Annotated in this window: 17 protein-coding genes; 12 read left to right on the top strand and 5 right to left on the bottom strand. The window is 70.8% G+C overall.

Going from position 1 to position 25,104, the window contains the following annotated elements; all coding sequences use genetic code 11:
- Positions 1 to 62 precede the first annotated feature (62 nt).
- From OV207_RS27440 to OV207_RS27460, 5 genes are all read left to right on the top strand, one after another.
- Positions 63 to 1,001 (top strand): vWA domain-containing protein, encoded by a 939-nt coding sequence (locus OV207_RS27440; RefSeq protein WP_267558016.1) that lies wholly within the window; start codon positions 63 to 65, stop codon positions 999 to 1,001.
- Positions 1,001 to 1,981, top strand: coding sequence for a VWA domain-containing protein (locus OV207_RS27445; protein ID WP_267558017.1), 981 nt, complete (start codon positions 1,001 to 1,003; stop codon positions 1,979 to 1,981). The genes OV207_RS27440 and OV207_RS27445 overlap by 1 nt, the downstream gene beginning before the upstream one ends.
- A 19-nt stretch (positions 1,982 to 2,000) precedes the next feature.
- The gene (locus OV207_RS27450) at positions 2,001 to 4,706 is read left to right on the top strand and encodes a heavy metal translocating P-type ATPase (protein WP_267558018.1); all 2,706 of its coding nucleotides are present in this window, start codon (positions 2,001 to 2,003) and stop codon (positions 4,704 to 4,706) included.
- Between the two features lie 101 nt (positions 4,707 to 4,807).
- Positions 4,808 to 5,683, top strand: coding sequence for an N-acyl homoserine lactonase family protein (locus tag OV207_RS27455; RefSeq protein WP_267558019.1), 876 nt, complete (start codon positions 4,808 to 4,810; stop codon positions 5,681 to 5,683).
- A 173-nt stretch (positions 5,684 to 5,856) separates the two neighbouring features.
- A complete protein-coding gene (locus OV207_RS27460) occupies positions 5,857 to 7,269 on the top strand; it encodes an L-serine ammonia-lyase (RefSeq protein ID WP_267558020.1) in 1,413 nt (470 codons plus the stop codon).
- 6 nt (positions 7,270 to 7,275) lie between these two features.
- Here OV207_RS27460 and OV207_RS27465 read toward each other — a convergent pair whose 3' ends face one another.
- On the bottom strand, positions 7,276 to 10,092 hold the full coding sequence (locus OV207_RS27465; protein WP_420715265.1) for a protein kinase domain-containing protein: 2,817 nt from the start codon (positions 10,090 to 10,092) through the stop codon (positions 7,276 to 7,278).
- A gap of 166 nt (positions 10,093 to 10,258) precedes the next feature.
- On the opposite strand from OV207_RS27465, the gene OV207_RS27470 reads away from it, so the two are divergent.
- Positions 10,259 to 11,275 (top strand): hypothetical protein, encoded by a 1,017-nt coding sequence (locus OV207_RS27470; RefSeq protein ID WP_267558022.1) that lies wholly within the window; start codon positions 10,259 to 10,261, stop codon positions 11,273 to 11,275.
- Between the two features lie 70 nt (positions 11,276 to 11,345).
- Here the strand turns inward: OV207_RS27470 and OV207_RS27475 are convergent, their stop codons facing one another.
- A complete protein-coding gene (locus OV207_RS27475; RefSeq protein ID WP_267558023.1) occupies positions 11,346 to 12,791 on the bottom strand; it encodes a glycoside hydrolase family 6 protein in 1,446 nt (481 codons plus the stop codon).
- Positions 12,792 to 12,998: 207 nt separating this feature from the next.
- Between OV207_RS27475 and OV207_RS27480 the strand changes: the two genes are divergently transcribed.
- Entirely contained in the window at positions 12,999 to 13,889 is an 891-nt protein-coding gene (locus OV207_RS27480; RefSeq protein WP_267558024.1) for an HNH endonuclease, read from the top strand.
- Positions 13,890 to 13,891: 2 nt separating this feature from the next.
- On the opposite strand, the gene OV207_RS27485 is transcribed toward OV207_RS27480, so the two are convergent.
- Positions 13,892 to 15,343, bottom strand: a complete 1,452-nt coding sequence (locus tag OV207_RS27485) for an HTTM domain-containing protein (RefSeq protein WP_420715266.1) — start codon at positions 15,341 to 15,343, stop codon at positions 13,892 to 13,894.
- Positions 15,336 to 16,562 carry an imelysin family protein gene (locus OV207_RS27490; RefSeq protein ID WP_267558026.1) on the bottom strand — a complete coding sequence of 409 codons (1,227 nt, stop codon included), beginning with the start codon at positions 16,560 to 16,562 and terminating at the stop codon, positions 15,336 to 15,338. The genes OV207_RS27485 and OV207_RS27490 overlap by 8 nt, the downstream gene beginning before the upstream one ends.
- 176 nt (positions 16,563 to 16,738) lie before the next feature.
- Here OV207_RS27490 and OV207_RS27495 point away from each other — a divergent pair, with 176 nt between their 5' ends.
- Both OV207_RS27495 and OV207_RS27500 read left to right on the top strand, forming a co-directional pair.
- A complete protein-coding gene (locus OV207_RS27495) occupies positions 16,739 to 18,271 on the top strand; it encodes a hypothetical protein (protein ID WP_267558027.1) in 1,533 nt (510 codons plus the stop codon).
- A 126-nt stretch (positions 18,272 to 18,397) separates the two neighbouring features.
- The gene (locus tag OV207_RS27500) at positions 18,398 to 20,767 is read left to right on the top strand and encodes a TonB-dependent receptor family protein (RefSeq protein ID WP_267558028.1); all 2,370 of its coding nucleotides are present in this window, start codon (positions 18,398 to 18,400) and stop codon (positions 20,765 to 20,767) included.
- 103 nt (positions 20,768 to 20,870) lie between these two features.
- Here OV207_RS27500 and OV207_RS27505 read toward each other — a convergent pair whose 3' ends face one another.
- Complete coding sequence (locus OV207_RS27505) at positions 20,871 to 21,458, bottom strand: regulatory protein RecX (protein ID WP_193428848.1); 588 nt, start codon at positions 21,456 to 21,458, stop codon at positions 20,871 to 20,873.
- Between the two features lie 220 nt (positions 21,459 to 21,678).
- Between OV207_RS27505 and OV207_RS27510 the strand changes: the two genes are divergently transcribed.
- From OV207_RS27510 to OV207_RS27520, 3 genes are all read left to right on the top strand, one after another.
- Positions 21,679 to 22,119 (top strand): YciI family protein, encoded by a 441-nt coding sequence (locus OV207_RS27510; RefSeq protein ID WP_267558029.1) that lies wholly within the window; start codon positions 21,679 to 21,681, stop codon positions 22,117 to 22,119.
- A 77-nt stretch (positions 22,120 to 22,196) separates the two neighbouring features.
- Positions 22,197 to 23,585 (top strand): hypothetical protein, encoded by a 1,389-nt coding sequence (locus tag OV207_RS27515; protein WP_267558030.1) that lies wholly within the window; start codon positions 22,197 to 22,199, stop codon positions 23,583 to 23,585.
- 107 nt (positions 23,586 to 23,692) lie between these two features.
- The gene (locus OV207_RS27520) at positions 23,693 to 25,027 is read left to right on the top strand and encodes a hypothetical protein (protein WP_193428851.1); all 1,335 of its coding nucleotides are present in this window, start codon (positions 23,693 to 23,695) and stop codon (positions 25,025 to 25,027) included.
- The last annotated feature ends 77 nt before the right edge of the window (positions 25,028 to 25,104 follow it).

Consider the following 25,104-nt stretch of genomic DNA (forward strand, 5'->3'; position numbering starts at 1 on the left):
CCCGCCCGTTGCGACGCTCGCACTCGGAGCGCTAGCGTTTTCACCCTCCAGAAAGGCAGACCATGGGACACGAGAAGCCGATCGAGCCGTTTTCGGACCTCCACCGCGAAGGAGACCGCGTGCGCGCGGTGCTGCTGCACGACCCCACGGTGGAGGGCCTGGACATGGCCATCTACATGGACGCGTCCGGCAGCATGAAGGAGGAGTACAAGTACGAGACGAAGCCGCGCACCTTCCTGGAGTGGATCCGCGGCGCGCCCCTGAAGGAGCCCGCCAACCAGGTGGAGCCCCAGGTGCGGTGGATGCTGGAGTACCTGGCCACCAAGGACCGCAACGGCCTGCTCCGCGTGGCCTACTGGGCCAGCGGCACCAACGGCCGTCAGGTGGAGGTCGTCGGTGAGCTCAAGGGCACCGACGTCAACCAGTACAAGTTCCCCGGCGCAAAGCAGCTGGGCGGCTACACGTACCTGGAGCCCGCGCTGCGCGACTACGTGAAGTACCTGGAGGAGCAGGTGAAGGTGGGGGCGAAGCGCGGCTGCGCCATCGTCGTCACCGACGGCCGCCTCCACGACGCGGAGGCGGTGGAGAGGTTCTCCGCGGAGGTCGCGAAGAAGATCGCCACCGGCAGGCTGCCGCGCATCAACTTCGTGCTGGTGGGCGTGGGCGACGACATCGACGAGGAGCAGCTGGAGCACATCGCCCACCAGGAGCATGCGGGCGTGGGCCACCTGTGGTGCCACCGCATCGCGAAGGAGATCACCCAGGTCGCGGAGCTGGTCGCGGTGCTGGTGGACGAGACCATGACGGTCGCCGCCGGCGGCACCATCTACGACGACAAGGGCAAGGTCCTGAAGACGTACGAAGGCCGCCTGCCCGCGGTGCTGGAGTTCGACGTGCCCGAGGGCGCCAAGAGCTTCACGCTGGAGGTCCACGGCAAGCGCTACACCCAGCCGCTGCCCGACGAAGAGCACCACGAGGACGAAGACGAGGACCACCACTGATGGCCGGCCACGAAGTCATCAACCGCCCCTTCTCCGACGTCCACCGGATGGGCAACAAGGTCGTCGCCACGCTGCTGCACGACCCGACGGTGGAGGGCCTGGACGTGGCCCTCTACATGGACGGCTCCGCCAGCATGGAGAACGCGTACGGCCCCCGCGGCATCCTCGCGAAGCTGGCCCCGGTGAAGAACCAGGTCGAGCCGCAGATGCAGTGGATGCTGGAGTACCTGGCCAACAAGGACCGGGACGGCAAGGTGCGCGTGACGTACTGGGCCGCGGGCGACGGCACCCAGCTGGAGATGGTGGGCGACCTCACCGGCCCCCAGGCCAAGGGCTACCGCTTCCCCGGCCCGCGCTCCTACGGCAAGGCCACGGTGATGCTGCCGGTGCTGCGCGACTTCGTGGCGCACATCAAGCAGAGCGTGTCCGAAGGCGCCAAGCGCGGCCTCGCGGTCATCATCACGGACTCGCAGATCAACGACGCGCATGACGTGACGGCCTACGCCACCCAGGTGGCCAAGGAGATCGCCTCCGGCCGCCTGCCCCGCATCAACTTCGTGTTCATGGGCGTGGGCGACAAGGTGGACGAGGAGCAGATGGAGGAGATCTCCCACACCACCTATCCGGGCGTGGGCCACCTCTGGTGCCACCGCATCGCGGACCGCATGGAGGAGATGGCGGAGCTGGTCGCCGTGCTGGTGGACGAGACCATGACCGTCGCCGCCGGGGGCACCGTCTACGACGCGCGGGGCCAGGTGCTGAAGACGTACGAGGGCCGCCTGCCCGCGGTGCTGGAGTTCGACGTGCCTCCGGACTGCAAGAGCTTCACGCTGGAGGTCGCGGGGCAGCGCTTCGACCAGCCCATCCCCGAGGACCACGGGGACGAAGAGCACCACGACGAGGACGAGGCCCCCAAGGTGGCTCCGGCGGCACCGCCGGCCGCCGCCCCCTCGCATTCACGCCGCGGTCACCGCCACTAAGGGCGTCAGGAACACAGCCATGTCGGAGCAGAAGAAGAGCGGGTCGCGGTTCGGTTCGTTGAACATCAAGGGCCTCAAGGTGGCGCAGGGCGGCAACGCCGTGCAGCGCCACGTCCACGGCCCGGGGTGCGACCACGACCACGGCTCCGGCCATGACCACCCCGGTCATGACCACGGGCACGCGCATGCGCACGGCGAGGCCCACGAGCATGGCCCCTCCTGCTCCCATGGCCACGGGCATGATCACCACGGGCATGACCACCACGGCCATGCCCACTCCCAGCGCGTCATCCGTCCGCCGGCGCACCGCCCGGCGGAAGGGGGCGGCACGGCGCTCCAGCTCGACCTGGAGGGCACGCTGCCGGGGGAGACGGACGAGCAGGGCCGCTTCGCCCGGCTGGAAGCGGCGCTGGAGTCCCAGCGGGGCATCACCGACGTGCACCTGCGCCGCGACGCGGGCCACGCGGAGGTGTGCATCCACTACCAGCCGTCGCTGGTGAGCGCCTCGCAGCTCGTCACGCTGGCGCGGAAGATGGGCGGTCAGGTGGCGGCGCGCTACCTGCACCACACCTGGTTCGTGCGCGGGATGGACTCCGCGGACGCGGCCCAGCGCATCGAACACGCGGTGTCCAGGATACAGGGCGTGCTCACCGCCAGCGTCGCTTACGCGAGCGAGCGCGTGGTCATCGAGTACGACAAGGAGGCGTTGAAGCTGTCGGACGTGGAGGCCCGGGTGAAGGCGCTCGGGTATGGGCTGGAGGTGCCCATGGCGGGCCACGCCTGTTCGCACCACGCGCACGGCGGTGGGCTGGCGCCGCTGCTGGAGCTGCCGCTGGTGGTCGCCTCCGGCGTGCTACTGGCGGCGGGCTTCGTGGTGGAGCACTTCGCGCTGGCCCCGCCCCTGGTGGCCACGGTGCTCTGGGCCCTGTCGATGGCGAGCGGTGGCTTCTTCGCCATCAAGGGCTCGGTGCAGTCCATCGCGCAGCTGCGCATCGACATCGAGACGATGATGGTCGTGGCCGCGCTGGGCGCGGCGGTGCTCGGCGCGTGGTTCGAGGGCGCGTTCCTGCTCTTCCTCTTCAGCGCGGGCCACGCGCTGGAGCACCGGGCCATGGAGAAGGCGCGCAGGTCCATTGAAGCGCTGGGCCAGCTGCGCCCGGAGGTGGCGCGCGTGCGCCGGGGTTCGGACGTGGTGGAGGTGCCGGTGGCGGACGTGTCGCGCGGCGAGCGCATCATCGTGCGCCCGGGCGACCGCGTCCCGCTGGACGGCATCATCCGCGAGGGCAGGAGCTCCCTGGACCAGGCGGCCATCACCGGCGAGTCCATGCCGGTGGCGCGCAAGCCGGGGGACGAGGTGTTCTCCGGCACCATCAACTGCGAGGCGGCGCTGGAGGTGGAGGTGACGCGCCTGTCGTCGGAGTCGGTGCTGGCGCGCGTGGTGGACATGGTGGCGCAGGCGGAGGCGCAGAAGGGCCGCCGGCAGCGCTTCGCCCAGCGCCTGGAGCGCACCGTGGCGCCGCTGGTGATGGCGGCGGCGGTGGTGTTCCCGGTGGTGCTGGTGCTGACGGGCACGGAGCTGAAGGAAGCGGTGCTGCGCGCGGTGGGGCTGCTCGTGGCCGCGTCCCCGTGCGCGCTCGCCATCTCCACGCCGTCCGCGGTGCTGTCGGCGGTGGCGTCCGCGGCGCGCGGCGGCGTGCTCATCAAGGGCGGCATCTACCTGGAGCTGTTGAGCGGCATCAGCGCCATCGCCTTCGACAAGACGGGCACGCTCACCGTGGGCAAGCCCCGGCTGCTCACCACCTGGCCCGCGCCGGGCGTGACGCGCGAGGAGTTGCTCGGCACCGCCGCGAGCGTGGAGGCGCTGTCCGCGCACCCGCTGGCCAAGGCGGTGGTGGACGGCGCGGCCGAGGCGCGCGTCAGCGTACCGGTGGGCCGCGACCTGGAGGCCATCCACGGCCAGGGCATCCGCGCCAGGGTGGGCGACGACGCGGTGGACGTGGGCAGCCTGGCGCTCTTCGCGGGCCAGCCGGTCCCCCCGGATGTCGCCGCGGAGGTGGCGCGGCTGGAGGAGGCGGGCCAGACGACGATGGTGGTGCGCCGCGCGGGCCGCTACCTGGGCGTGCTGGGCGTGGCGGACACGCTGCGCGGCGGCGCCCGGCAGGTGGTGCAGGCGCTCAAGGCCGGCGGCATCCAGCGCACCGTGATGCTGTCCGGCGACAACGCGCGCGTGGCGCAGTCCATCGCGGACCAGGTGGGCCTGGACGAGGCGAAGGCGCCGCTGATGCCCGCGGACAAGGTCACGGCGGTGAAGGAGCTGGGCCGCACGCACGCGGTGGCCATGGTGGGTGACGGCGTCAACGACGCGCCCGCGCTGGCGGCGGCGGCGGTGGGCGTGGCCATGGGCGGCGCCGGCTCCGACGCGGCGCTGGAGACCGCGGACGTGGTGCTGATGAGCGACGACCTGGCCAAGCTGCCCTTCGCCCTGGAGCTGTCGCGCAAGGCCACCGCCGTGATGAAGCAGAACCTGGTCATCGCGCTGGGCGTGAGCGCGGTGCTCGTCGTCGCCGCCGTGCTGGGCCTGACGAAGATCAGCCAGGCCGTGGTGCTGCACGAGGGCAGCACGCTGCTCGTCGTCTTCAACGGCCTGCGGCTGCTGGCGTTCCGGCCGAAGACGCAGTCCGCGCCGCCGCAGCCCGCCACCGGGCCGCAGCCCGCCGCCGGGTAGCACGCGTCCGCGACGCGGAGTGCGAATCTCGGGATTGAATGCCGCCGTCATGCGTTGGCGGCGCGCTGATTCCACCCCGTGTTCTTCGCCGGAGCGACACCATGAAGGCCCTCCCCCTGTTGTCCGCCTGTCTCGCGCTCAGCGCCTGCGCCACAGCGAAGACATCCACCGGCGACGCGAAGGGGGTGGCCGACGCGCCAGCCTCCGTGAAGCTCTACGCGATGGACTGCGGCCGCGTGCAGGCGTCCGACTACGGCTCCATGGCGGACGACGGGTCGATGAACGGCGTCGGAGGCGAGGGCATCAACCCGTGCTACCTGATCCGCCACCCGAAGGGTGACCTGCTCTGGGACACCGGGTTCTCCGAAGCCATCGCGGACATGCCCGGAGGCCTGCGCCCCCAGGGCGCCCCCATGCGCTTCGAGATGCCCAGGAAGCTCACCGTCCAGCTCGCGGAGCTGGGGCTGGCACCGGCGGACATCGACTACCTGTCGTTCTCACACATGCACTTCGACCACGCGGGCAACGCCAACCTGTTCGCCAGCGCGAAGTGGATCGTGGACGCGGACGAATACGCGTCCGCGTTCTCCGAGACGGCCCACCGTCGCGGCGAAGTCACCCACTACAGCGCGCTGGAGCACGTGAAGCCCGTGCTGATGGAAGGCGACGCCCCCTACGACGTGTTCGGCGACGGCTCGGTGAGCATCCACCAGGCCCCCGGCCACACGCCCGGCCACACCGTGCTGCTGCTGAAGACGGCGAAGTCCGGCGCCGTCCTGCTGACGGGCGACCTGTGGCCCCTGGGCGCGTCGCGCGAGCGCAGCCTGGTGCCCACCTACAACAGCGACCGCGAACAGACGCTCGAATCCATGCGCCGCGTGGAGGCGCTGGCGAAGGACACCGGCGCCCGCGTCATCCAGCAGCACGTGCTCGCGCACTTCACCGCGCTGCCCGCGTTCCCGGCGCCGCTGGAATAGCCACGGTTCGCCGCCCCGCTGGAATCCTCCAGGCGGAGGACTGGTCGGCCCGCGTCATGCTTGGGATGGCAACTTCCCCAGCGGCCGAGCTGACCTGAAGTGGATGCACGCAGCGCGTCGCGACGGGGTGGACCCGGGCGGCGCGCGGCGGACATGGCATGGTGGCGCCCGCCATGTCCGTCAGCGTCTTCGACCTCTTCAAGATTGGTATCGGTCCCTCCAGCTCCCACACGGTGGGGCCCATGCGCGCGGCCCGCACGTTCGTGGTGGGCCTCTCGGACGCAGGGCTCCTGGAGCGCGTGACGCGGCTCAAGGTGGAGCTGTTCGGTTCGCTGGGGGCGACGGGCAAGGGGCACGGCAGCGACAAGGCGGTGCTGCTGGGCCTGAGGGGCGACACGCCCGAGGACGTGGACGTGGAGCTGGTGCCGTCGCTCGTCGCGCACTGGCGCGCGGAGGGCCGCGTGTCGCTGCTCCAGCGGCTGGTGGTGCCCTTCCGCGACGGCGAGCACCTGGTGATGCACAAGCGCAAGGTGCTGCCCTACCACCCCAACGGCATGCGCTTCACCGCGTTCGGCGAGGGCGGCGAGGTGATGACCTCCCGCCTCTACTATTCGGTGGGCGGCGGCTTCGTGGTGGACGAGCAGGCGGCGGCGGGACAGGACCCGCTGCGCGAGGAGGCCACCCGGCTGCCCCTGCCCTTCAAGTCCGCGGAGGAGCTGCTCAAGCACTGTGAGCGCGAGCGGCAGCCCATCAGCACGGTGATGCTGCGCAACGAGCTGGCGTGGCGGAGCGAGGAGGACATCCGCGCGCGGCTGCTGCACATCTGGGAGGTGATGCAGGCGTGCGTGACGCGCGGCTGCACCACGGGCGGCATCCTCCCCGGCGGCCTGAAGGTGGAGCGGCGCGCGGCGGCGATGTACCAGCGGCTGATGAGCCGGCCGGAGGCGGGGCTCACCAACCCGCTGACGGTGCTGGACTGGGTGAACCTCTACGCGCTGGCGGTGAACGAGGAGAACGCGGCGGGCGGGCGCGTCGTCACCGCGCCCACCAACGGCGCGGCGGGCATCATCCCCGCGGTGCTGCACTACTACTGGCGCTTCGTGCCCGGAGCGAACGCGGACGGCGTGGTGAGGTTCCTGCTCACGGCCGGCGCCATTGGCGCGCTCTACAAGGAGAACGCCTCCATCAGCGGCGCGGAGGTGGGCTGCCAGGGCGAGGTGGGCAGCGCGTGCTCCATGGCGGCGGGCGCGCTCACGGAGGTGCTGGGCGGCACGCCGCTCCAGGTGGAGAACGCGGCGGAGATCGCCATGGAGCACAACCTGGGCCTCACCTGCGACCCCATTGGCGGGCTGGTGCAGGTGCCGTGCATCGAACGCAACGCGATGGCGTCCGTGAAGGCCATCAACGCCATGCGCATGGCCCTGTCCGGCGACGGGCGGCACTTCGTCAGCCTGGACAAGGTCATCAAGACGATGCGCGACACCGGCCGCGACATGAAGGACAAGTACAAGGAGACCTCGCGCGGAGGCCTCGCGGTGAACGTCCTGGAGGTCGCGAACCTCAGCGTCGGCCTGCCGGAGTGCTGAGGCGCCCTACCGCCTGCGCTTGCCGCGCACCGGCACGGCCTTCGCCTTCGCGATCGGCGCGGGCCGGGCCTGGAGCCAGGCCTCCACGTCCTTCGCCTGGGCCGCGCGGCCGGACGACGTGAAGCGCGCCTGCGCCTGCGCCGCCGCGTCGCGGGCCGCTGACGCCTCGCCTTCCTTCCACAGCGCCTGCGCCAGCGCGTAGCCGGACTCGGCCAGCGAGTCCTCCTGCGCGTCCTTGAACGTCAGCGCCTGCTGGAGCGGCGCGATGGCGTCGCGCGTGCGGCCCATGCCCAGCAGGGCCTGCCCCACGCCGTCCAGCGAGTACTGGAGCAGCTCGTCGTCCGCCTCCAGCCTGGCCCGCTTCACCGCCAGCGACTCCTCGTAGCCCTTCAGCGCCTCCGGGTAGCGCTGGAGCGCGAGCAGGCTCATGCCCTCCTCGTCCAGCGCCTCCGCCAGCTTCACGCTCTGGGGCCCCAGCAGCGTGCGGTGGAGGGAGACCGACACGCGCGCGTGCTCCAGCGCCTTCGTGAAGTCCTTCTGCTCGCGCAGCGCCATGGACATGGCCTGGTGCCGGCGCGCGGTGTCCATGTGCACGGGCCCCATCGCCTTCTCCGTCTGCTGGAGCGCGTCCGCCAGCACCCTCACCGCCTCCGCGGACGCGCCCGTCTCCAGCAGCGTGCGCCCCAGCGTGAACGCCACCCGCGCCCGCTTGGGGTGCCCTTCCGGCAGCGCCTTCGCGAGCAGCCCGGACGCCTCCTCCAGCAGGGCCCGCGCCGCCTCCGGGCGGTCCTGCATCAGCGCGAGGTTGGCCTCGTTCACCTTGAGGTCGCTGGCCAGCACCGCGTCGCCGCCCACGCGCTTGAGCGTGGCGTCCCCCAACCGGCCCCAGCGCTGGGCGAGCTCATACTTCTCCCGCTCCCCGTCCACGAAGATGAGCTTGTTCATCGCGGACACCGCCAGGCGGTCCACCCGTCCGGCCTCCGCGTCGTAGACGGCCTGCTCCAGCGCCGCGCCGCCCGCGTCCTTGTCCCCCAGCACCGCCTGCGCCCAGCCCAGGTGGAAGCGCAGCTCCGCCACCAGCGGCAGGTAGCCCGTGGCCACCACGCGCGCCTCCGCCTTCTTCGCCAGCTCCAGCGCCTTGGGCATGCGGCTGGTGTCGATGCGCGCCTTCACCTCCGCCAGCTGGTCCTCCAGCGCGTCCAGCTCCGCGCGCTTCGCGGGATCCGCCGGCCGGGGCTGCAGCTCCGTCAGCGCCTCCACGTCCGCGCAGTCCCCGGGCGCGGGCAGCGCGTGGACGGCGTCCAGCGCCTTGTCCACGAGCGCCGCGTCCGCCGTCTGCAACGTGCCGACGAGCGCGCCCAGGTCCTTGCGCCGCCGCTCCAGGCACACGAAGCGCTGGGACAGGAGCCCCTCCGTCTGCACCTCGCGCACCCGCGTGTCCTCGCAGGCGGTGGTGTGCTGCTTCGCCCACTCCGCACCGTAGCCGTCCAGCACCGCGCCCACCCTGCGCGCCATGTCCTGCGCCACCGGGCTCTTCGTCGAAAGGAACGCTTGGTTCACCTTCTCGCGGGCCCCCGCGTCCCAGCGCTCGGCCACCAGCGCCTCCGCGCCGGCGCACACCCGCGAGCGCGACGCCACCACGCCGCCCGCCACGCCCAGCACCACCGTGGCCACTGCCGCGGCGCCCAGCCTCCGGTTGCGCAGGGCCCGCTTCTCCCGCTGGGCCAGCGCCTCCAGCAACGCCGCCATGGAGCGGAAGCGGTCCCTGGGCTCCAGCGACAGCCCCTTCATCAACGCGCGGCGCACCCAGACGGGCACCTTCGTGTCGCGCGGCGGCTCCTGGATGGGCGACGGCGGCAGCACCTGCGCCACCGCCACCTCCGTCACCCCGGGCTCGTCGGAGGGGCCCCCGCGCGGCCGAAGCTGCGAGGCCACCCGGGACAGCTCGTCCGGGTCGAACGGGCGGATGCCGTACAGCGCGCGGTACAGCGCCGCGCAGAAGCTGAACTGGTCGGAGCGCGAGTCCAGCAGCTCGCCCCGGAACTGCTCCGGCGACATATAGGCGGGCGTGCCCATCACCAGCCCCGCCTGCGTGAGCTGCGAGTTCAGCAGGGGCGACCCTTCTTCAGCCACCGGCCGCGTCTGCTCGTCGGCGTCCTCGTCGTCGGCCACCTCCCCCATGGGCCGCGCGAGGCCGAAGTCGGTGACGTAGACGCGCCCGTCCTTGCCCACCAGCACGTTGGCCGGCTTGAAGTCGCGGTGCACCAGCCCCGCGGTGTGCGCGGCCTCCAGGCCCCGGCCCGCCGCCAGGTACTTGTCCAGCAGCTCCTGCCACGTCCGGGGCTTCGCCTTCGCCCAGTCGCGCAGCGTGCCGCCGTCCACCAGCGCCATCGCCACGTAGACCTGGCGGTCCCACTGCCCCACCTCGAAGACGGGGATGACGTTGGGGTGGGAGATGCGCGCCATGGCCTGCGCCTCCCGCAGCAGCCGCGCCCGCCCCTGCTCCAGCTGCTCGTGGCCGCCCTTCACCCGCAGCAGCTTCAGCGCCACCTTGCGATCCAGGTCAGGATCATAGGCCGCGTACACCACCCCCATGCCGCCCTGCCCCAGCACCTTCAAAGGCAGGAAGCGCCCCACCTGCCGCGACGCCAGCCGCTGCGACTCGCCGCCGGCCCCCGAAGAGGACACGGAGGCCTCCGGCCCCTGACGCCCGGTTCCAGACGGCCCACCCCGACCTGTACCGTAGGATTCTCGCGACGTTGAAACGCGCGGTGCGGAGGCGGGCGCCGAGGCCCCATCGTCGCTGTCGTGCCGGTTCGCCATGGGTCCAGTGTACCCCTCGTTCCAGGATTCCTTGTTTCTCTGCCCGGTTGCCCGCCCGGTTGCGTCGGAAATCGCGCGTTCTCTCCAGATCCTGGAAATCCGAAGCAACCTTGGGAGTCGTGCCTGGATAATGCGGGCAGGACACTGACGGGACAGGAGACCTTCCATGGCCGGGCTCACCAGCATTGGCGCCAAACTCGACTCAGTCATGGAGCGGGTGCGGCAGGCGCAGGCACAGGCGCAGGCCCCTGTCGCCGAGCCCGTGAAGCCGACCACCGGCACGCCCGACGTCAGGCCCACCAACCCCAACGATGGCCGCTATCTGGACTCGTTCCAGGACTCGGCCACCAAGAAGCCGGGGCTGCCGGTGCTGACGACCCCGGAGCCGGTGACCGTCACCGACCCGGCGGACGTCACCGACCCGCCGCCCACCAACAATGCGAAGGCGGCCCAGGAGGAGATGGGCTGGAAGACCAACGAGTCCACCGTCATGCAGACCAGCACCAACGGCTGCGCGGAGGCCACCCTCACCTTCCTGGAGCAGTCGGATGGTGAGCACACCGCCGGCCTGACCCAGCAGGAGGCGCGCGAGAAGGTGCGCAACAAGGCGGACACGCTCGCGGGCTCCCCCTCTGCCGTGCAGGAGATGGGCCTGGAGTTGAACCTGGACGACGGCGCGACGCCGGACGAGCTGGGCGCCATCCTGGGCTCCATGGGCATCGAGGTCACCAGCGGCTCCGACAAGTGCAATCCGAAGGCGCTGAGCAACGCGCTCAACAAGGGCCAGTACGCCGTGGCGCTGGTGGACTCCAACGCCCTGCTCAACACCAAGCTGAAGCCGAAGGATCGAACCCAGGAGCCGGGGCAGCTGCACTGGATCACCATCGACGCCGTGGATCGGGGCAAGTCGAGGCTCAGCCAGGAGGACGACCGCTACCACGTGCGCGACTCCGTCAACGGCGACTACTGGGTGCACGCGTCGGACATGAAGAAGATCGTCTCCGAGGCCCAGTCCCGGCACGGCAGCGGCGGCATCATCACGGTGCAGATGGAGAAGGGCCGCGCCACGAAGGCGCCCGACCACCTGGAGAAGCTGGCCCGGAAGAATCTGGAGCACACCGCCGCGCTCGGCGACGGCAACGGTGGCGCCAGCCGGCGCGCCAGCATCGCCGAGTCCAGCTAGGACTTCCGTCTCCAGAAGCCCTCCCCCGGGCCCGCGCCCGGGCCCGCTTGACGTCAGAGGGAACGGTGGCTCAGGTGCCGTCGATGAGCCGCGTCGCCAGGTCCGGGCTGAACTGACCGGCGGGCGTGCCCGGGGCGATGCCGCAGTTGCCATCCGAGTCCCCCGGCACCTTCACCCAGAGCAGCATCTCCGCGCCGCCGCCCGTCTGCGAGGGCGTGCCCAGCTTGCGGCCCGCGGGGTTGCACCACTCCCCGTTGGAGCCATTGCCATTGCGGCTGGTGTCCACGACGAACTGGCGCGAATAGCCATAGCGGCTGGAGAGCGCGGCGTTGACCGCGTTGCCATAGGTGGCGGATTCGCTGGCGGCGTAGAAGTTGGAGACGTTGAGGGAGAAGCCGCGCACGTTGCGCGCGCCCGCGGACTCCAGGCGCTGCGCCATCGTGTCGGCGGCAATCCACCGCGCGTTGCCGCCATCCAGGTACGCCCAGGTGTTGGGCGCGCGGTCGCGGAACTGCTCGGAGGCGTAGCGCAGCAGGCCCAGCCGCGTCTGGCGCTCGGAGTCGTTGGGGAGGCAGTCGAGCTGCGCGACGGCGTCCGGTTCGATGATGACGACCGCGGGCCGGTTGCCGAGCCCCGCCGCGAAGGCGGAGATCCACGCGCGGTACGCGTCCGCGCTGCCCGCGCCGCCGCCGGAGTGGCTGCCGCAGTCGCGGCCCGGGATGTTGTAGGCCACCAGCACCGGCAGCTTGTCCGCCGCGTCCGCCGCGCCCACGAAGCTGGACACCGCCTGGGTGATGTCCCCGCTCCAGTTGCCGAACCAGCGCGCCATGGGCTTGCTGGCGATGGAGGCGTTGATGCGCGACGCGCGACCGTCACCGCCGTTGGCGCGCACCCAGATGGCCGGGTTGGAGTTGGGGTCCACGTAGAAGCCGCTGGTCATCGCCACCGGGCCGGAGCCAGGGGAGCCGCTCTCGGTGGTGAGCGACACATCGTCCAGCCGCACGGTGACGGCATTGGCGCGCCCGCCCAACTGGAACGTCACCTGCCCCACGCCCGTGGACAGCGAGGACGTGAACGGGATGGTGAACCTGCGCGACGTGCCGTCCAGCGTGAGGGGCTGGCTGAGCGTCGTCGCGTAGGGCGCGGTGTCCTGCTGCACCGTCACCCGCGCGGTGATGCCCGCCGTCGCCGTGGCGGTGAAGGACAGCGTGTAGGCCCGCCCGGCCACCAGCGACAGGCCGCTCTGGCCCACGATGGCGTCCCACGCGTTGGCCGTGTTCGCCGCCACGTCCACGCGCCACTGGTTGTTCTCCACGCGCGACTGCGTGCTCGCGTTGTTCCACCACGGCGCCGTCGTCCCGGCGTTGAAGCCGCCATTGGAGAGCAGCTCCGTGAGCGCCGCCTCCTGCACCGCCACCGGCGCCTCGGCCGGAACCTCAGGCGCTGCGGGGCCACAGGACGCGAACAACGACACCAACGGCAATGACAACCAGCGGAGCAGACCAGGTGAACGCATGACGAACTCCTCACCACGGGGGAGTCACCATTCATGCGGAGGCCGCGACCGGGATACAAGGTTAAACAGTTATTTCAGCTATGTGCGGAATTTTACTGGGACGTGCCCGGCGAGGGAGCAACCCCGCGCCTTTGGGGGGACCTGGCGCATGTACACCCCCCGCCATGAGCCCTAACCTGGCGCTCCCGGGACACGGGCAGGGAGCGCATGACGAAGGCCGTCTTCACCACCTCGGAGGGTTCGGCGTACGACGACCAGCCGGAGGTCCGTTATCACTTCCCGCAGACCTACCTGCGACAGGTGGAGGCCGCTGTCGGCGAGCTGGTCCTCTACTACGAGCCCCGCCGGATCAACGGGCCCGCGAGCTCGGGCGGACGTCAGGCGTACTTCGCTGTCGCGAAGGTCCGGCAGGTGGAGGAGGACAGGACCCGCCCCGGCCACTACTACGCGCTCATCGAGGACTTCCTCGAGTTCGACCATCCCGTGCCGTTCAGGGAGGGGGACTTCTACTACGAGGGTGCGCTGCGCAAGGCGGATGGCAGCACCAACAAGGGCGCCTTCGGCCGCGCGGTCCGCCCGCTGGACGACAAGGAGTTCGAGCTCATCGTCCAGTTGGGCTTCCGCAGGAACTACGAGCCGTGGGAGCTCACGCCCCTCGCTGGTGTCGCGGAGCCCCTCCCCGTCTACCCGGAGCGGCCGCTGGAACAACTGGTCGTCTCCCGCCCCTTCCGTGACGAAGCCTTCCGCCACAACGTGCGCCGTGCCTACAACCGGACCTGCGCCATCTCCGGACTGAAGCTCATCAATGGCGGAGGAAGACCGGAGGTCCAGGCGGCCCACATCCAGCCCGTCGCGGCACGCGGCCCGGACTCCGTCCGCAATGGCCTTGCACTGACGGGCACGGTCCACTGGATGTTCGACCGGGGCCTCGTCTCCATCGACGACGAGCACCGCGTGCTCCTGGCGACGAGCGGAGTGCCCGAGGAACTGGGCCGGCTCGTCCAACCCCACCGGAAGCTGCGCCTGCCCGAGCGCCCCGAATGGCGCCCCCACCCCAGCTACCTGAAGTGGCACCGGGAGCACGTCTTCAAGGGCTGACGTCAGGGGCTTGGAGCACGGGCCCGCGCGCCGCGCGTGGGGCGCAGGTGCACCGGCGGCGTCTGGGGCGCGGGGAGGATCCACGGCTTGGGCCCCAGGCCGTCCCCTTCGCGCGACAGGTCCACCGTGGGATCCACGAACGGCTCCGACAGCCGGCCGTTCAGGGACACCCGCACGTCGGCGCGCACCTCCACGGGGTGCTGCGTCTTCGCCTCGTAGTCCCGCGCGATGCGGTGGGCCAGTTGCAGGATGAGGTCCGGCTGCACCGACATCTCCCGCTCCTGCAACCGCGTGAGGTACTGGCTGGGCGGCACATGCCACTCCCGGCCGGTGATGCGGTCGCGCACGATGAACGTCGCGCTGCCGTTCTTCTCCCGCGTCATCACGCGCCAGGAGAAGCGCATCCCCTGCTCGTGCCAGAGCACGTTGCCCCCATAGGCATGCGTGCGCAGCGGCAGCAGCACCTGGAGCAGCGCGTAGACGACGGCCACGCCCAGCGCCACCCGCCCCTTCCAGCCGGGCACGCCCGTGACGCGGGCCTCGGGGGGAGGAGCGACGCCCTCCCACGGGAGCCTCCGCAGCCGGGCCAGGAGCGCCCTTGGCCACGACGGGTCGAAGAACACCAGCGCCCCCGTCACCATGATGAAGGGGAACATCCCGATGGGGAACAGCGCGAACGTCACCGCGTGGAAGCCCAGCACGACGACGTACGCGAACGGGCGCGTGCGACGCCACAAGAGGAACAGCACGATGGTGCTGTCGAACAGCATCCCGCCCCACGCCGCCGCGTACGCCACCCAGCGTTGCTCCAGCAGCGGCCCCACCCACGGCATCCCCGTGCGCGCGGCCAGCCAGATGTTGAGCGGCTGCGCGTGCACCAACCAGTCGGAGGTGAGCTTCGCCAGCCCCGCGAACACGTAGACGACGGCCACCTGGAAGCGCAGCAGGTCCGTGCACCACGCCGGCAGCCAGTCCCGTCTCAGCGAGGGCCTGCGCCACGCGTCCACGGAGAAGGCCCGGTGCGCCGGGATGAAACACATCAGCGCCAGCAGCAGGCTCACCAGGTAGTAGTGATTGAGGTAGTTCGTCACGTCCAACAGCTGCACGTAGGCGAACACCGCGAACAGCAACACCACCGTCACCCGGTAGAACAACCCCACCATCAGCAGCACGCCCAGCACGCCCAGCGCCAAGAAGAGCGCGGGCATCCCCCAGGCGGGCAGCGGCGGAATCCAGCCGAAGCCCCAATAGGTGAAGCGGAACTCCGGCTGCGCGAAGAGGACGCCCACCCAGCCGTACGCCAGGAAGCGCGCCGCGGAGACGGCGATGAGCAGCCCCAGCGCCACCCGGAACGCCGCCAGCGCGGCGATGTCCCGGGGCGCCAGCAGCCGCGCCCAGAGCCGGGCCCATGGACGCGAGGACGTCACGTCCCCGCCTCCAGCGGACTCAGTCATTGTCCCCCTCGAGGCCCGCGGGCGGCTCCAGGTCCAGCGTGGTGATGAAGTCCGTCTTCAGCACGTCCGTGATGCCCTTGAAGTCGTCATAGAGCCGCTGCACGGACGCCTTGTCATCCACCAGCGCCTGCCGCAGGTCCGCCTCCTCCACCGCGGCCAGGGCCGCCTCCGCCTCCACCATCTGCTCGTGCATCCGCGTGGCCACGGCCTCCGCGCCCGCCGCCACCAGCACGTCGTCGAAGCCCGGCCCCGAGTAGTCCGCGCCGCAGCCCTCCACGATGCGCCGGAAGCCCTTCAGGTTCTGGACGAGGTTCTGCTTCGAGCGGCCCGCGAACTGCGACTCCAACAGCTCCGGGCACGTGGCCGACGAGCAGTCGCGCAGCCCCAGCGGCCGGGCCAGCTTCTGGTCCTTCACCTCGCGCTCCACGTAGTAGATGGCGTCGCTCAGCGAATTGAGCGCCACCTGCGTGGACGGGAACACCGCGTTGCCCGGACCCGCCGTGGCGAGCGTCTTCTGGAAGTTGCCGCCCTCCGGCGCCCACGCGTCCACCAGCGCCTGCGCGCGCGTGCCCACGTCCGCCGCCACCACCGCCGCGTACGCCCGCTTGCGCGCCGCCCGGTCCTCCGCCGTCAGCGCCGCCCACGTCCCCTGCGCCACGATGGCCGAATTGGGACCGCACGCCGTGTCCGCGCCCTCGTGGAACAGCAGGTACTCCAGCGCCACGAACCCGCGCCGCGTCACCAGGCTGGAGGAGAAGCCGGGCGACTCGTAGCCCTTCGACACGAGCTGCTCCTCCACGGAGCACCGGTTGGTCAGCGGGAACGAATAGATGTTGTCGCGGATCTCCGCGCCGCCCAGGCTGCTGCGCATCGCCGCCGGCCCCACCTGCATCGCCTCCATCACCTGCCACACGTCCATCGCCTCATGGAACGCCGCGCGCGCCGCCGTCACCGCCGCCGCGTCCGGCGCGTCCCGCAGCGCCGCCGTCGCCGCCTGCAACGCCGTGGCCTTCGGCAGGAAGTCGCGCGCCGTGCCCAGGATGCACGCGCCCGTCGCGCTCAGCAGCTCCGCGCGCACGTCCGTTTCGCCCGGAGGCAGGGGAGGCTCCACCGGCTTCGGCTTGCTGTCGCTGCACGACACGCACAGCGCCGCGGTGAACGCCAGGGCCCTCACTCCCCAACGGGAGGGCGCATCAGGACGGGTTCGCGAGTGGCTCATGTCCGCAGCAGTATCAACGCATCTTGAGACTGACAATCATTCTCGATTCCACACCTTCTCTCTTGGAGCGGCGGTCGCTGCCTTGACTTCAAGCATCCCCAGGGCTACGCAGGCCCACCACTGCTATTGAAACTGAGAATCGTTTTCATTTTCATCTCACCCACCCGAGGGTATCCATGTCGAATCAGAGGAAGCACCGGAGCTTCAAGAAGCTGCTGCCCAGCATCCTGGTCCTGGGCGTGACCGCGGCTGCGCTGGGCGCCTGTGGCGACGACGAGGAGCCCACCCCCACGCCGGACGCGGGCACCCAGGCGGACGCGGGCACCCAGACGGACGCGGGCACCCAGACGGACGCCGGCACGGACGCGGGCACCGGCACGGACGCGGGCACCACCACGACGCCGGACACGGACCTGGCGCTCGTGCGCCTCAACACCAACGGCACGGTGGACACCACCTTCGGCACGAACGGCATCGCTCGGGTGAGCCTGGGCAAGGGCGCCGGCACGGCGCGTGACGCCCTCTGGGCCGCGGACCGCGACACGCAGAACCGCGTGGTGGTGTTCGGCTCCAAGAAGGCCGAAGGCGCCACCCGCGCGGACACCGACCGCGTCGTCGCCCGCATCACCGCCAATGGCGCGCTGGACGAAACCTTCAACGCGGGCGCCGTGGCCCCCGCGGTCAAGGGCATGTACGCGCTGGACATCGGTGGCCTGAGCGACACCGCGCGCCATGGCTTCGTGCAGGCGGATGGCACCATCCTCTCCGCCGGCTACCTGAGCCAGCCCACCGGCGTGGGCGCGCAGAGCGCCCACCGCGTCGTGATGCTGCGCCTGACCGAGGCCGGCACGCCCGACGCCACCTTCGGCTCCAAGGGCGTGGTGAACTCCGCGCCGTTCGCCACCAACGACGTGACGAAGGAGTGGGGCATCTCCGAGGCCTATACCGCCGTCCGGCAGTCCACGGGCTCCTACGTCACCACCGGCTACGGTCGCGCGGCGGGCGTGGCGGGCAGCACGGTGGACCTCATCTCCTTCCGCTACACGGCGGCGGGCGTGCTGGACCCCACGTACGGCACCAATGGTTCGTTCATCCTGAACCTGACGGGCGACAACGACCGCGGACGTGACGCGGTGGCCCTCAAGGACGACAGCGTGTTCATGGTGGGCAGCGGCGTCCGGACGACGGGCAAGGTCCAGCCCATGGCGGTGCAGGTGACCAAGGACGGTCAGCCGGCCCCGGCGCCCGGCTTCACGGAAGGCTACAAGCTGTACGACTTCGACCGCCCGGACCAGGCCTTCTTCGACGTGGCCCACGCCGACGTGGGCGGTGTCGAGTACGTCGCCGCCGCGGGCTTCCGCGCCGGTGGCTCGGAGGACGACGACGCCGTCCTGCTCATCCGCAACGTGGCCACCGGCGTGGAGTTCTCCAACCCGGTGCCCTTCTCCGAGACGGCCAACGACCGCTTCTGGGGCGTGAACTTCGGCCTGGACGGCAAGGTGTACGCCACGGGCTTCGTCACCGAGGCGGGTGACAACCACTTCGCCATCGCGCGCTTCAACCTGGACGGCACGCGCGACACCACCTTCGGCACGGGTGGCATCGTCACGGTGAACGTCATCGCCGGAAAGCTGGAGGAGCTGGCGCGCAGCGTCGTCATCCAGGATGACGGAAAGATCGTCATCGTGGGCGTCGCCGAAGCGCAGTAAAGCGCGCCTCACACGCTGTCGCGGTAAGCGGCGGTCCTCCGGGGCCAGCGGGGACCTCCACCGTCCCTTGTCGGCCCGGGCGACCGCCGCGCTTCTTTCGCACGTACCTCCGGGAGTCTTCGCTTCATGGGTGCACGGACCTGGGCAGTCGCGGTGGTTTCCTTCGTCGTCTCCTCGTCCGTGTCGGCACGGTCGCCCCAGGACCTGCCTCCTCCGCCGCCAGAGGCCGCGCCCGTCCCGGCGCCCGAAGCCGCGCCGGCCGCCGGGCCCGTGGAGTCCGCCGCCGAACCCGCAGCCGCCGAGCCTGCCGGGCCCGCGGAGTCCGCCGCGCCCGCGGAGTCCCTGGAGCCGGCGGCGCCCGCGCCCTCCGACGCGCCCGTCGTGGAGTCCGCGCCGGAAGGCTCCCGCAAGTTCGAGAGCGTGGTGGTGGGCACGTCCGAGACGAAGACGAGCGGCTCCATCCACATCCTCAAGCCGGAGAAGCTCCAGCGCTACGAGCTGGACGACCCCCAAGCCATCCTCCAGTCCGTGCCGGGCGTGTACGGCCGGGGCGAGGACGGCTTCGGCCTGAGGCCCAACCTGGGCCTGCGCGGCGTGAACCCGGACCGCAGCAAGAAGGTCACGCTGCTGGAGGACGGCATCCTCTTCGGGCCGGCGCCCTACTCCGCGCCCGCCGCCTACTACTTCCCCCTGATGACGCGCATGCAGTCGGTGCGCGTGCTCAAGGGGCCCTCCTCCATCCAGCAGGGCCCGCAGACGGTGGGCGGCTCGGTGGACCTCATCACCCGGGACATCCCGGCGCAGGAGTCCTTCGGCCTGGACGTCGCGGGCGGCCAGTACCTCTACGGCAAGGCGCACGGCTACTTCGGCGCGAGCACCGAGCGCGCGGGCTTCCTCGTCGAAGGCGTGCACCTGCGCAGCAGCGGCTTCAAGGACATTGACGACAGCGACGCCTCCACCGGCTTCCACCGCAATGAATGGATGGCCAAGGCGCGCTACCGGCTGGTGCCGGACGGCGAGCTGCGCCAGACGCTCCAGCTCAAGCTGGGCTACTCCGACGAAGGCTCCAACGAGACATACCTGGGCCTGTCGGACGCGGACTTCGCCGCCAACCCGCTGCGCCGCTACAAGGCCAGCCAGTTCGACCACATGCAGTGGCACCGCACGCAGGCGGTGCTCAGCCACGTGCTGGAGGGGCGCGACATCGCGGTGACGACGTCGCTGTACCGCCAGGACCTGGAGCGCGCCTGGCGCAAGGTGAACAGCTTCCGGGGCGTCTCCATCTCCGACGTGCTCGCGGACCCCACCAGCGCGCGCAACGCCGTCTATTACGGCGTGCTGACGGGGGAGCTGGACTCGTCCACGCCGGGCGAAACCCTCCTCATCGGGCCCAACCACCGCGTCTTCGTCAGCCAGGGCCTCCAGAGCGTCGCCCGCTGGACGGCGAAGACCGGCCCGCTGTCACACAACGCCGAGTTCGGCGTGCGCTACCACTACGACAGCATCGCCCGCCGCCACACCCAGGACGGCTTCCTGATGGTGGGCGGGGAGCTGGTCCCCGAAGGCGGCGCCACGCAGCTCACCGCCGACAACAAGGACTCCACGCACGCGCTCGCGCTGCACGCGACGGACGCCATCGCCTGGGGCCCGCTGGTGGTGACGCCGGGCGTGCGCCTGGAGCTCATCCGCTCCCAGTCCCACGACTCGCTGGCGGGCACCGTGGATCACGGCTCGCTGGAGGCCCTGATGCCGGGCGTGGGCGTGTACGGCGCCCTCACCCCGGTGCTGGGCCTGTTCGCGGGCGCCTACCGGGGCTTCTCCCCGCCCGCGCCGGGACAGCCCCAGGCCGTGTCCGCGGAGAAGAGCGTCAACTACGAGGCCGGCGCGCGCTGGTCCCGCCGGGGCGAGCGCTTCGAGGTGGTGGGCTTCTTCAACGACTACTCCAACCTCACCGACGTCTGCACCTTCTCCAATGGCTGTCTCAACGACAACCTGGACCGGCAGGTGGACGCGGGCGCGGCGAACATCTACGGCCTGGAGGCCTTCGCGGAGAAGACCCTCCGTCCGGGCGGCGGCATCACCTTCCCGCTGACGGCGTCGTACACGTTCACCCGCACGAAGCTGCTCAATGACTTCCGTTCGTCGGATCCGCAGTTCGGCAACGTGACGGCGGGAGACGAACTGCCGTACGTGCCCCGGCACCAGCTCTACGCGTCGGTGGGCGTGGAGGGCGCGCGCTGGGGTGTCTTCCTCAGCACCACGTACCTGGCCAGCATGCGCGAGGAGGCGGGCCAGGGGGAGATCCCCGAGGGCTCGAAGACGGGGGCCCTCCTGACCTTCGACGTGAACGCCAGCTGGAACATCACCCGCTGGGGCCAGCTCTACGTGAGCGGCCGCAACCTGTTGGACGAGGCGGTCATCGTGGGGCGCCGTCCCTACGGCGCCCGCCCCAACGCGCCCCGCACGCTCATCGGCGGGTTCAAGGTCCAGCTGTAGCCGCGACTGCTTCACCGCCACACCGCGGGCGGCGCCTGCACGCTGGAGGTGGAGGACTGGGCTCCCCCCGCCTACGACGACTTGAAGAGGTCCTGAGCCACCGTCAGCGCCGCAGCGGCGCCTCGTCGGCCGTTCCGTCGATGACGCGCTTCGCGATGGTGAAGGAGAAGCCCGCGCGCGCGAGCGCCGCCAGGTCCCGCTGGCGGTTGTCCGCCCGCGTGCTGGGGTCGCGCCGGAAGGGGCCCAGCCGCTTCTTGCGCGCCCAGATGAGGGCGGCGGCGTCCTCGGACACGTCCTGGGTGGCCTCCGCCACCTTCTCCTGCACCAGCTCCGGGGCCACGCCCTTCATGCGCAGCTTCTGGGTGATGACCCGCGCGCTGCGGCCCGACGCGCGCAGCGAATGCGCCTTCGTCTCCGCGTAGGCCCCGTCGTTGATGAGGTTGTTGCGGATGAGCTTCTGCGCCAGCGCGTCCACCCACCCCACCGCCTCCACGCGGTCGCCCCCGTGGAACTTCACCGAGCGGTCCACCCGGCGCATCAGCACGCGCTTGAGTTGGCTCACGGTGGCCGCGTACCGCTTGAGGTAGTGCAGCGCGGCGTTCTCCAGGTAGCGCGGCGACACCTTGCGCGGCGGCTTCGGCTTGCGCGGCTCCCGGCGACGGTCGCCGTCCCTGTCGGTTGGATCATCCATGGCATCTCCGGTCTACCACCCGGGTCCGACCCGTGGGGATGCGCCCGGCCCCCTTACGGGCACACCCTGCCAGGGCCCGTCTCGCCGTCTGCTCCCCGGGCGCACGGGGCATTCGACACGTCACCGCGAGAAAGGAGGAAAAATCACGGGCCTTGTCGATTCCGCCGTTCATCATTCGTCGCGCCGGTAGCGCCACGAATCCCCACCCCGGAGTGACCCGATGCGCTTCATGCTCATCCCCAGGCCGTCCACCCCTGAACCCACGCCCCCGCCGGCCGACGCGCCCTTCGATGAGAAGGTCTTCATCGCGCAGATGAAATTCAACGAAGAGATGCACAAGGCCGGCGTGCTCATCGCCTCCGAGGGCCTCAGCGCCTCCTCCGCCGGTGCGCACGTCGTCTTCAAGGGCGGCGCGTCCGAAGTGAAGGACGGCCCCTTCACCGAGACGAAGGAGCTCATCGGCGGCTTCTACGTGCTGGAGGTGAAGTCGAAGGAGGAGGCCATCGCCTGGGCCCGTCGCTATCCGGGCGGCATGGGCAACGACGACGTGATGGAGATCCGTCCGCTCACCGGCCCCGACGACATCCCGGCGGAGTTCCTGGCGCTCATCAAGAAGGCCGCGCCGACCTGGAGCGAGTCCTTCCACAAGAAGTCTCCGTAACACCGTTGTCACACGGGGCGCCTCCCGCCCCTGTCAGCCGGACATGCTATGCGGCGCTTCCCCCTGGAGGCTCCACCATGAATTTCCGTTCGTTCGGACTCGCATGTCTCGTCGCCCTCGCCGCGCCCGCCTGTAGCGGCCCCACCGAAGCTCCCACGGACGCCGCCGAGTCCGTGGACTCGGTGGGCACCACCACCGCCGCCGCGACGGTGGAGCGCCTCTACGCGAGCGAAGCCTCGCTCACGCTGAGCTTCGAAACGCTGGGCACCTTCGAGACGCGCAACGGCGTGCGCTCGCTCATCCTGCGCGCCACGGCGAACCGCTACCTGAGCAACGTGTTCAGCTACGTGCCCGACGACGCCTTCGGTCAGGCCAACATCATCAGCGAGCGCCGGCTGGAGGTGGTGCTTCCGGAGGGCCACGAGCTCAACTCGGTGCTGGCCGGCCTGCCGCTGTTCGTGACGGTGGACACCTTCACCGGCACGCCCACGCACTACACGGCGCGCATCGAAGTGGCGCCGCGCTTCTATGATTTCCGGGGCTCCAACGCGCTGTGGGTGGCGGAGGACGTCACGCCCTACTACGTCGTGAGCGGCACCCAGTCGCTCGTGTACCGGGGCAACGTGGACGCGGCGGCCAGCGGCCTCACCGTCACCGCGCCGGACGGGGCGCCCACCGTGGGCAGCGTGGACGCGGACAGCTTCAAGCTGGACTGGAGCTACACCACGCTCCAGCAGGCCATGGATCCGCACACCACGCCCCTCACCTTCACGGCGGCGCTCAACGCGGGCGGCACGGCGCAGAAGACGGGCCGGCTGGTCGGCCGCGTCACCAGCCTGGCGCTCACCACCGGGGATGCGTACGACGTCTGGCCGTCGCCCTCCTGCCAGCCCGCCACCTATGACTGCGTGCAGAACCAGCCCGCCGGCACGACGGACTTCTCCGCGTGCGGCACCTACCGCCAGGTGACGCGCTGCCTGTACGTCGCCAACGCGTGTGACGTGGGCACGCCCCAACCGCTGTCGCTGACGTCCATCAACGCCTCCTCCCTGGAGCCCGCGCGGGTGGCGTGGAACATCGGGTCCAACAACGGCGCGTGGCACGGCCTGTCGCCCATCACCGCGTTCCGCACGCCGTCCTGCCCCGCCTCGCCCACCACCGTCCAGGGCGTGGTCGCGAAGGTCGCCGAACAGGACCAGTCCTTCCCGGACCCCGCGGGCGGCACGTACACGAACCGCGCAGGCCTGGCGCAGAGCATCCTCTTCACGTCGAACTACTACGGCGACGGCGCGGCGCTGCTCCAGGCCATTGACGCCTTCGCGGGCGGCGGCGACGTGCAGGCGTGGCTCTACAACCAGGGCGTGCCGTGCCCCAACTGCCACGAGTTCGACACGCGCGCCGTCCTCTACTACCCGGCCACGCGCAAGGTCGTCGTGCTGAACGGCTACTACGGCTACGACTCCTGAGCCGTCGCCCCCAGGCCGCCTCCTCCCCCACGCAAGGGAGGGGGGGCGGCCTCCCGGCACGGGTGGAGTCATGGCCCCTGGCGCATTGGAGGTAGCATCCCGCCACCATGACGCCTGCTTCGCCGTCCCTCGCCTCCGCCCGCCCCACGGCCTCCTGGGTGCACCGCGCGTTGAAGGCGTTCCTGCCGACGGTGTTCGTGCTGGGGATGCTGGCGAACTTCTTCTACTACCGGGCGGATCCGCTGATGCCGGCCATCCGCTCGGACGGGTACGGCTACCACCTGTACCTGTCCGCCCTCTTCGTCCAGCACGACCTGTCCTTCCGCACGGAGATGGCGGAGTGGGGCGCGACGCTCAACTCCAGCCTGGGCCTCACCCTGGACGAGCGCACGGGCCGCTACCTCAACCGGTTCCCCCCGGGGCAGGCCCTCCTCATGACGCCCGCGTTCCTCATCGCGCACGTCAGCGCGCCGCTCGTGGGCGCGCAGCAGGATGGCTACTCCCGCCCCTACCACGTCGCGGCGGCCCTCAACGGACTGCTGGCGCTCCTCATCGGACTGGCGTTGCTGCGCCGGGCCCTGGAGGAGGCCGGCTACGCGCCGCCGGTGGTGCTGGCGACGCTCGTGGCCGTCACGTTCGGCACCAACCTGTTCCACTACGGCAGCATCGAAGCGAGCATGAGCCACGCGTATTCGTTCGCGCTCTTCGCCGCGCTGCTGCTGCTCGTGCCCCGCTTCTACCGCGAGCCCACCGTGCGCCGCGCCCTGCTGCTGGGGTTCGTGCTGGGCTTCATCGCGCTGGTGCGCAACACCAACGCGCTGATGGCGCTGTTCGTGCTGCTGTACGGCGTCTTCGACCCGCCGACGCAGCGGACGCGCTTCGCCTTCATCCGGGACAACGTCGGGAAGGTCGCGCTGGCGCTGCTCGCGTTCTTCGCGGTGATGTCCATCCTCTTCGCCTACTGGCGCTACGCCACCGGGCGCTGGCTGGTGTTCTCCTATCGGGGCTACGGCTTCCGGTTCGACCAGCCCCAGGTGCTCGCGGTCCTCTTCAGTGTGCGCAAGGGCCTCTTCTTCTGGGCCCCGCTGTGGCTCTTCGCCGTGGCGGGTTTCGTGCGCGACCGCGAGCGGCTCAAGCCCTACCTGCTGCCGTTGCTGCTCTTCTTCATCCTCCAGACGTACCTGGTGGCCACGTGGTGGCACTGGCCCTACGGCTCCAGCTTCGGCCACCGCGCCTACACGGAGGCGAGCGCCATCTTCGCGTTCGGACTCGCCGGCTTCCTCACGCGCCTGCGCACCCCGGCCTCGCGGAGCTTCGTCGCGGGCGTGCTCGTGCTGCTCGTCCTGCACCAGGGCTTCCTGATGCTGCGCTACTGCCAGGAGCGCCTCCCGGGGGACCGCACGACGTGGGAGCAGTACCGGGCCCTCTTCACGGGGTCCTGAGCCGGCCCCCCCGCCTGCCCTCCGTGGAGGGAGGGGGGCCACCGAGCCCTCCGCGTCCCACACCGTCTATACTGCCG

This window comes from Corallococcus sp. BB11-1 (genome assembly GCF_026626625.1).
GTDB classification, from domain to species: Bacteria; Myxococcota; Myxococcia; order Myxococcales; family Myxococcaceae; genus Corallococcus; species Corallococcus soli.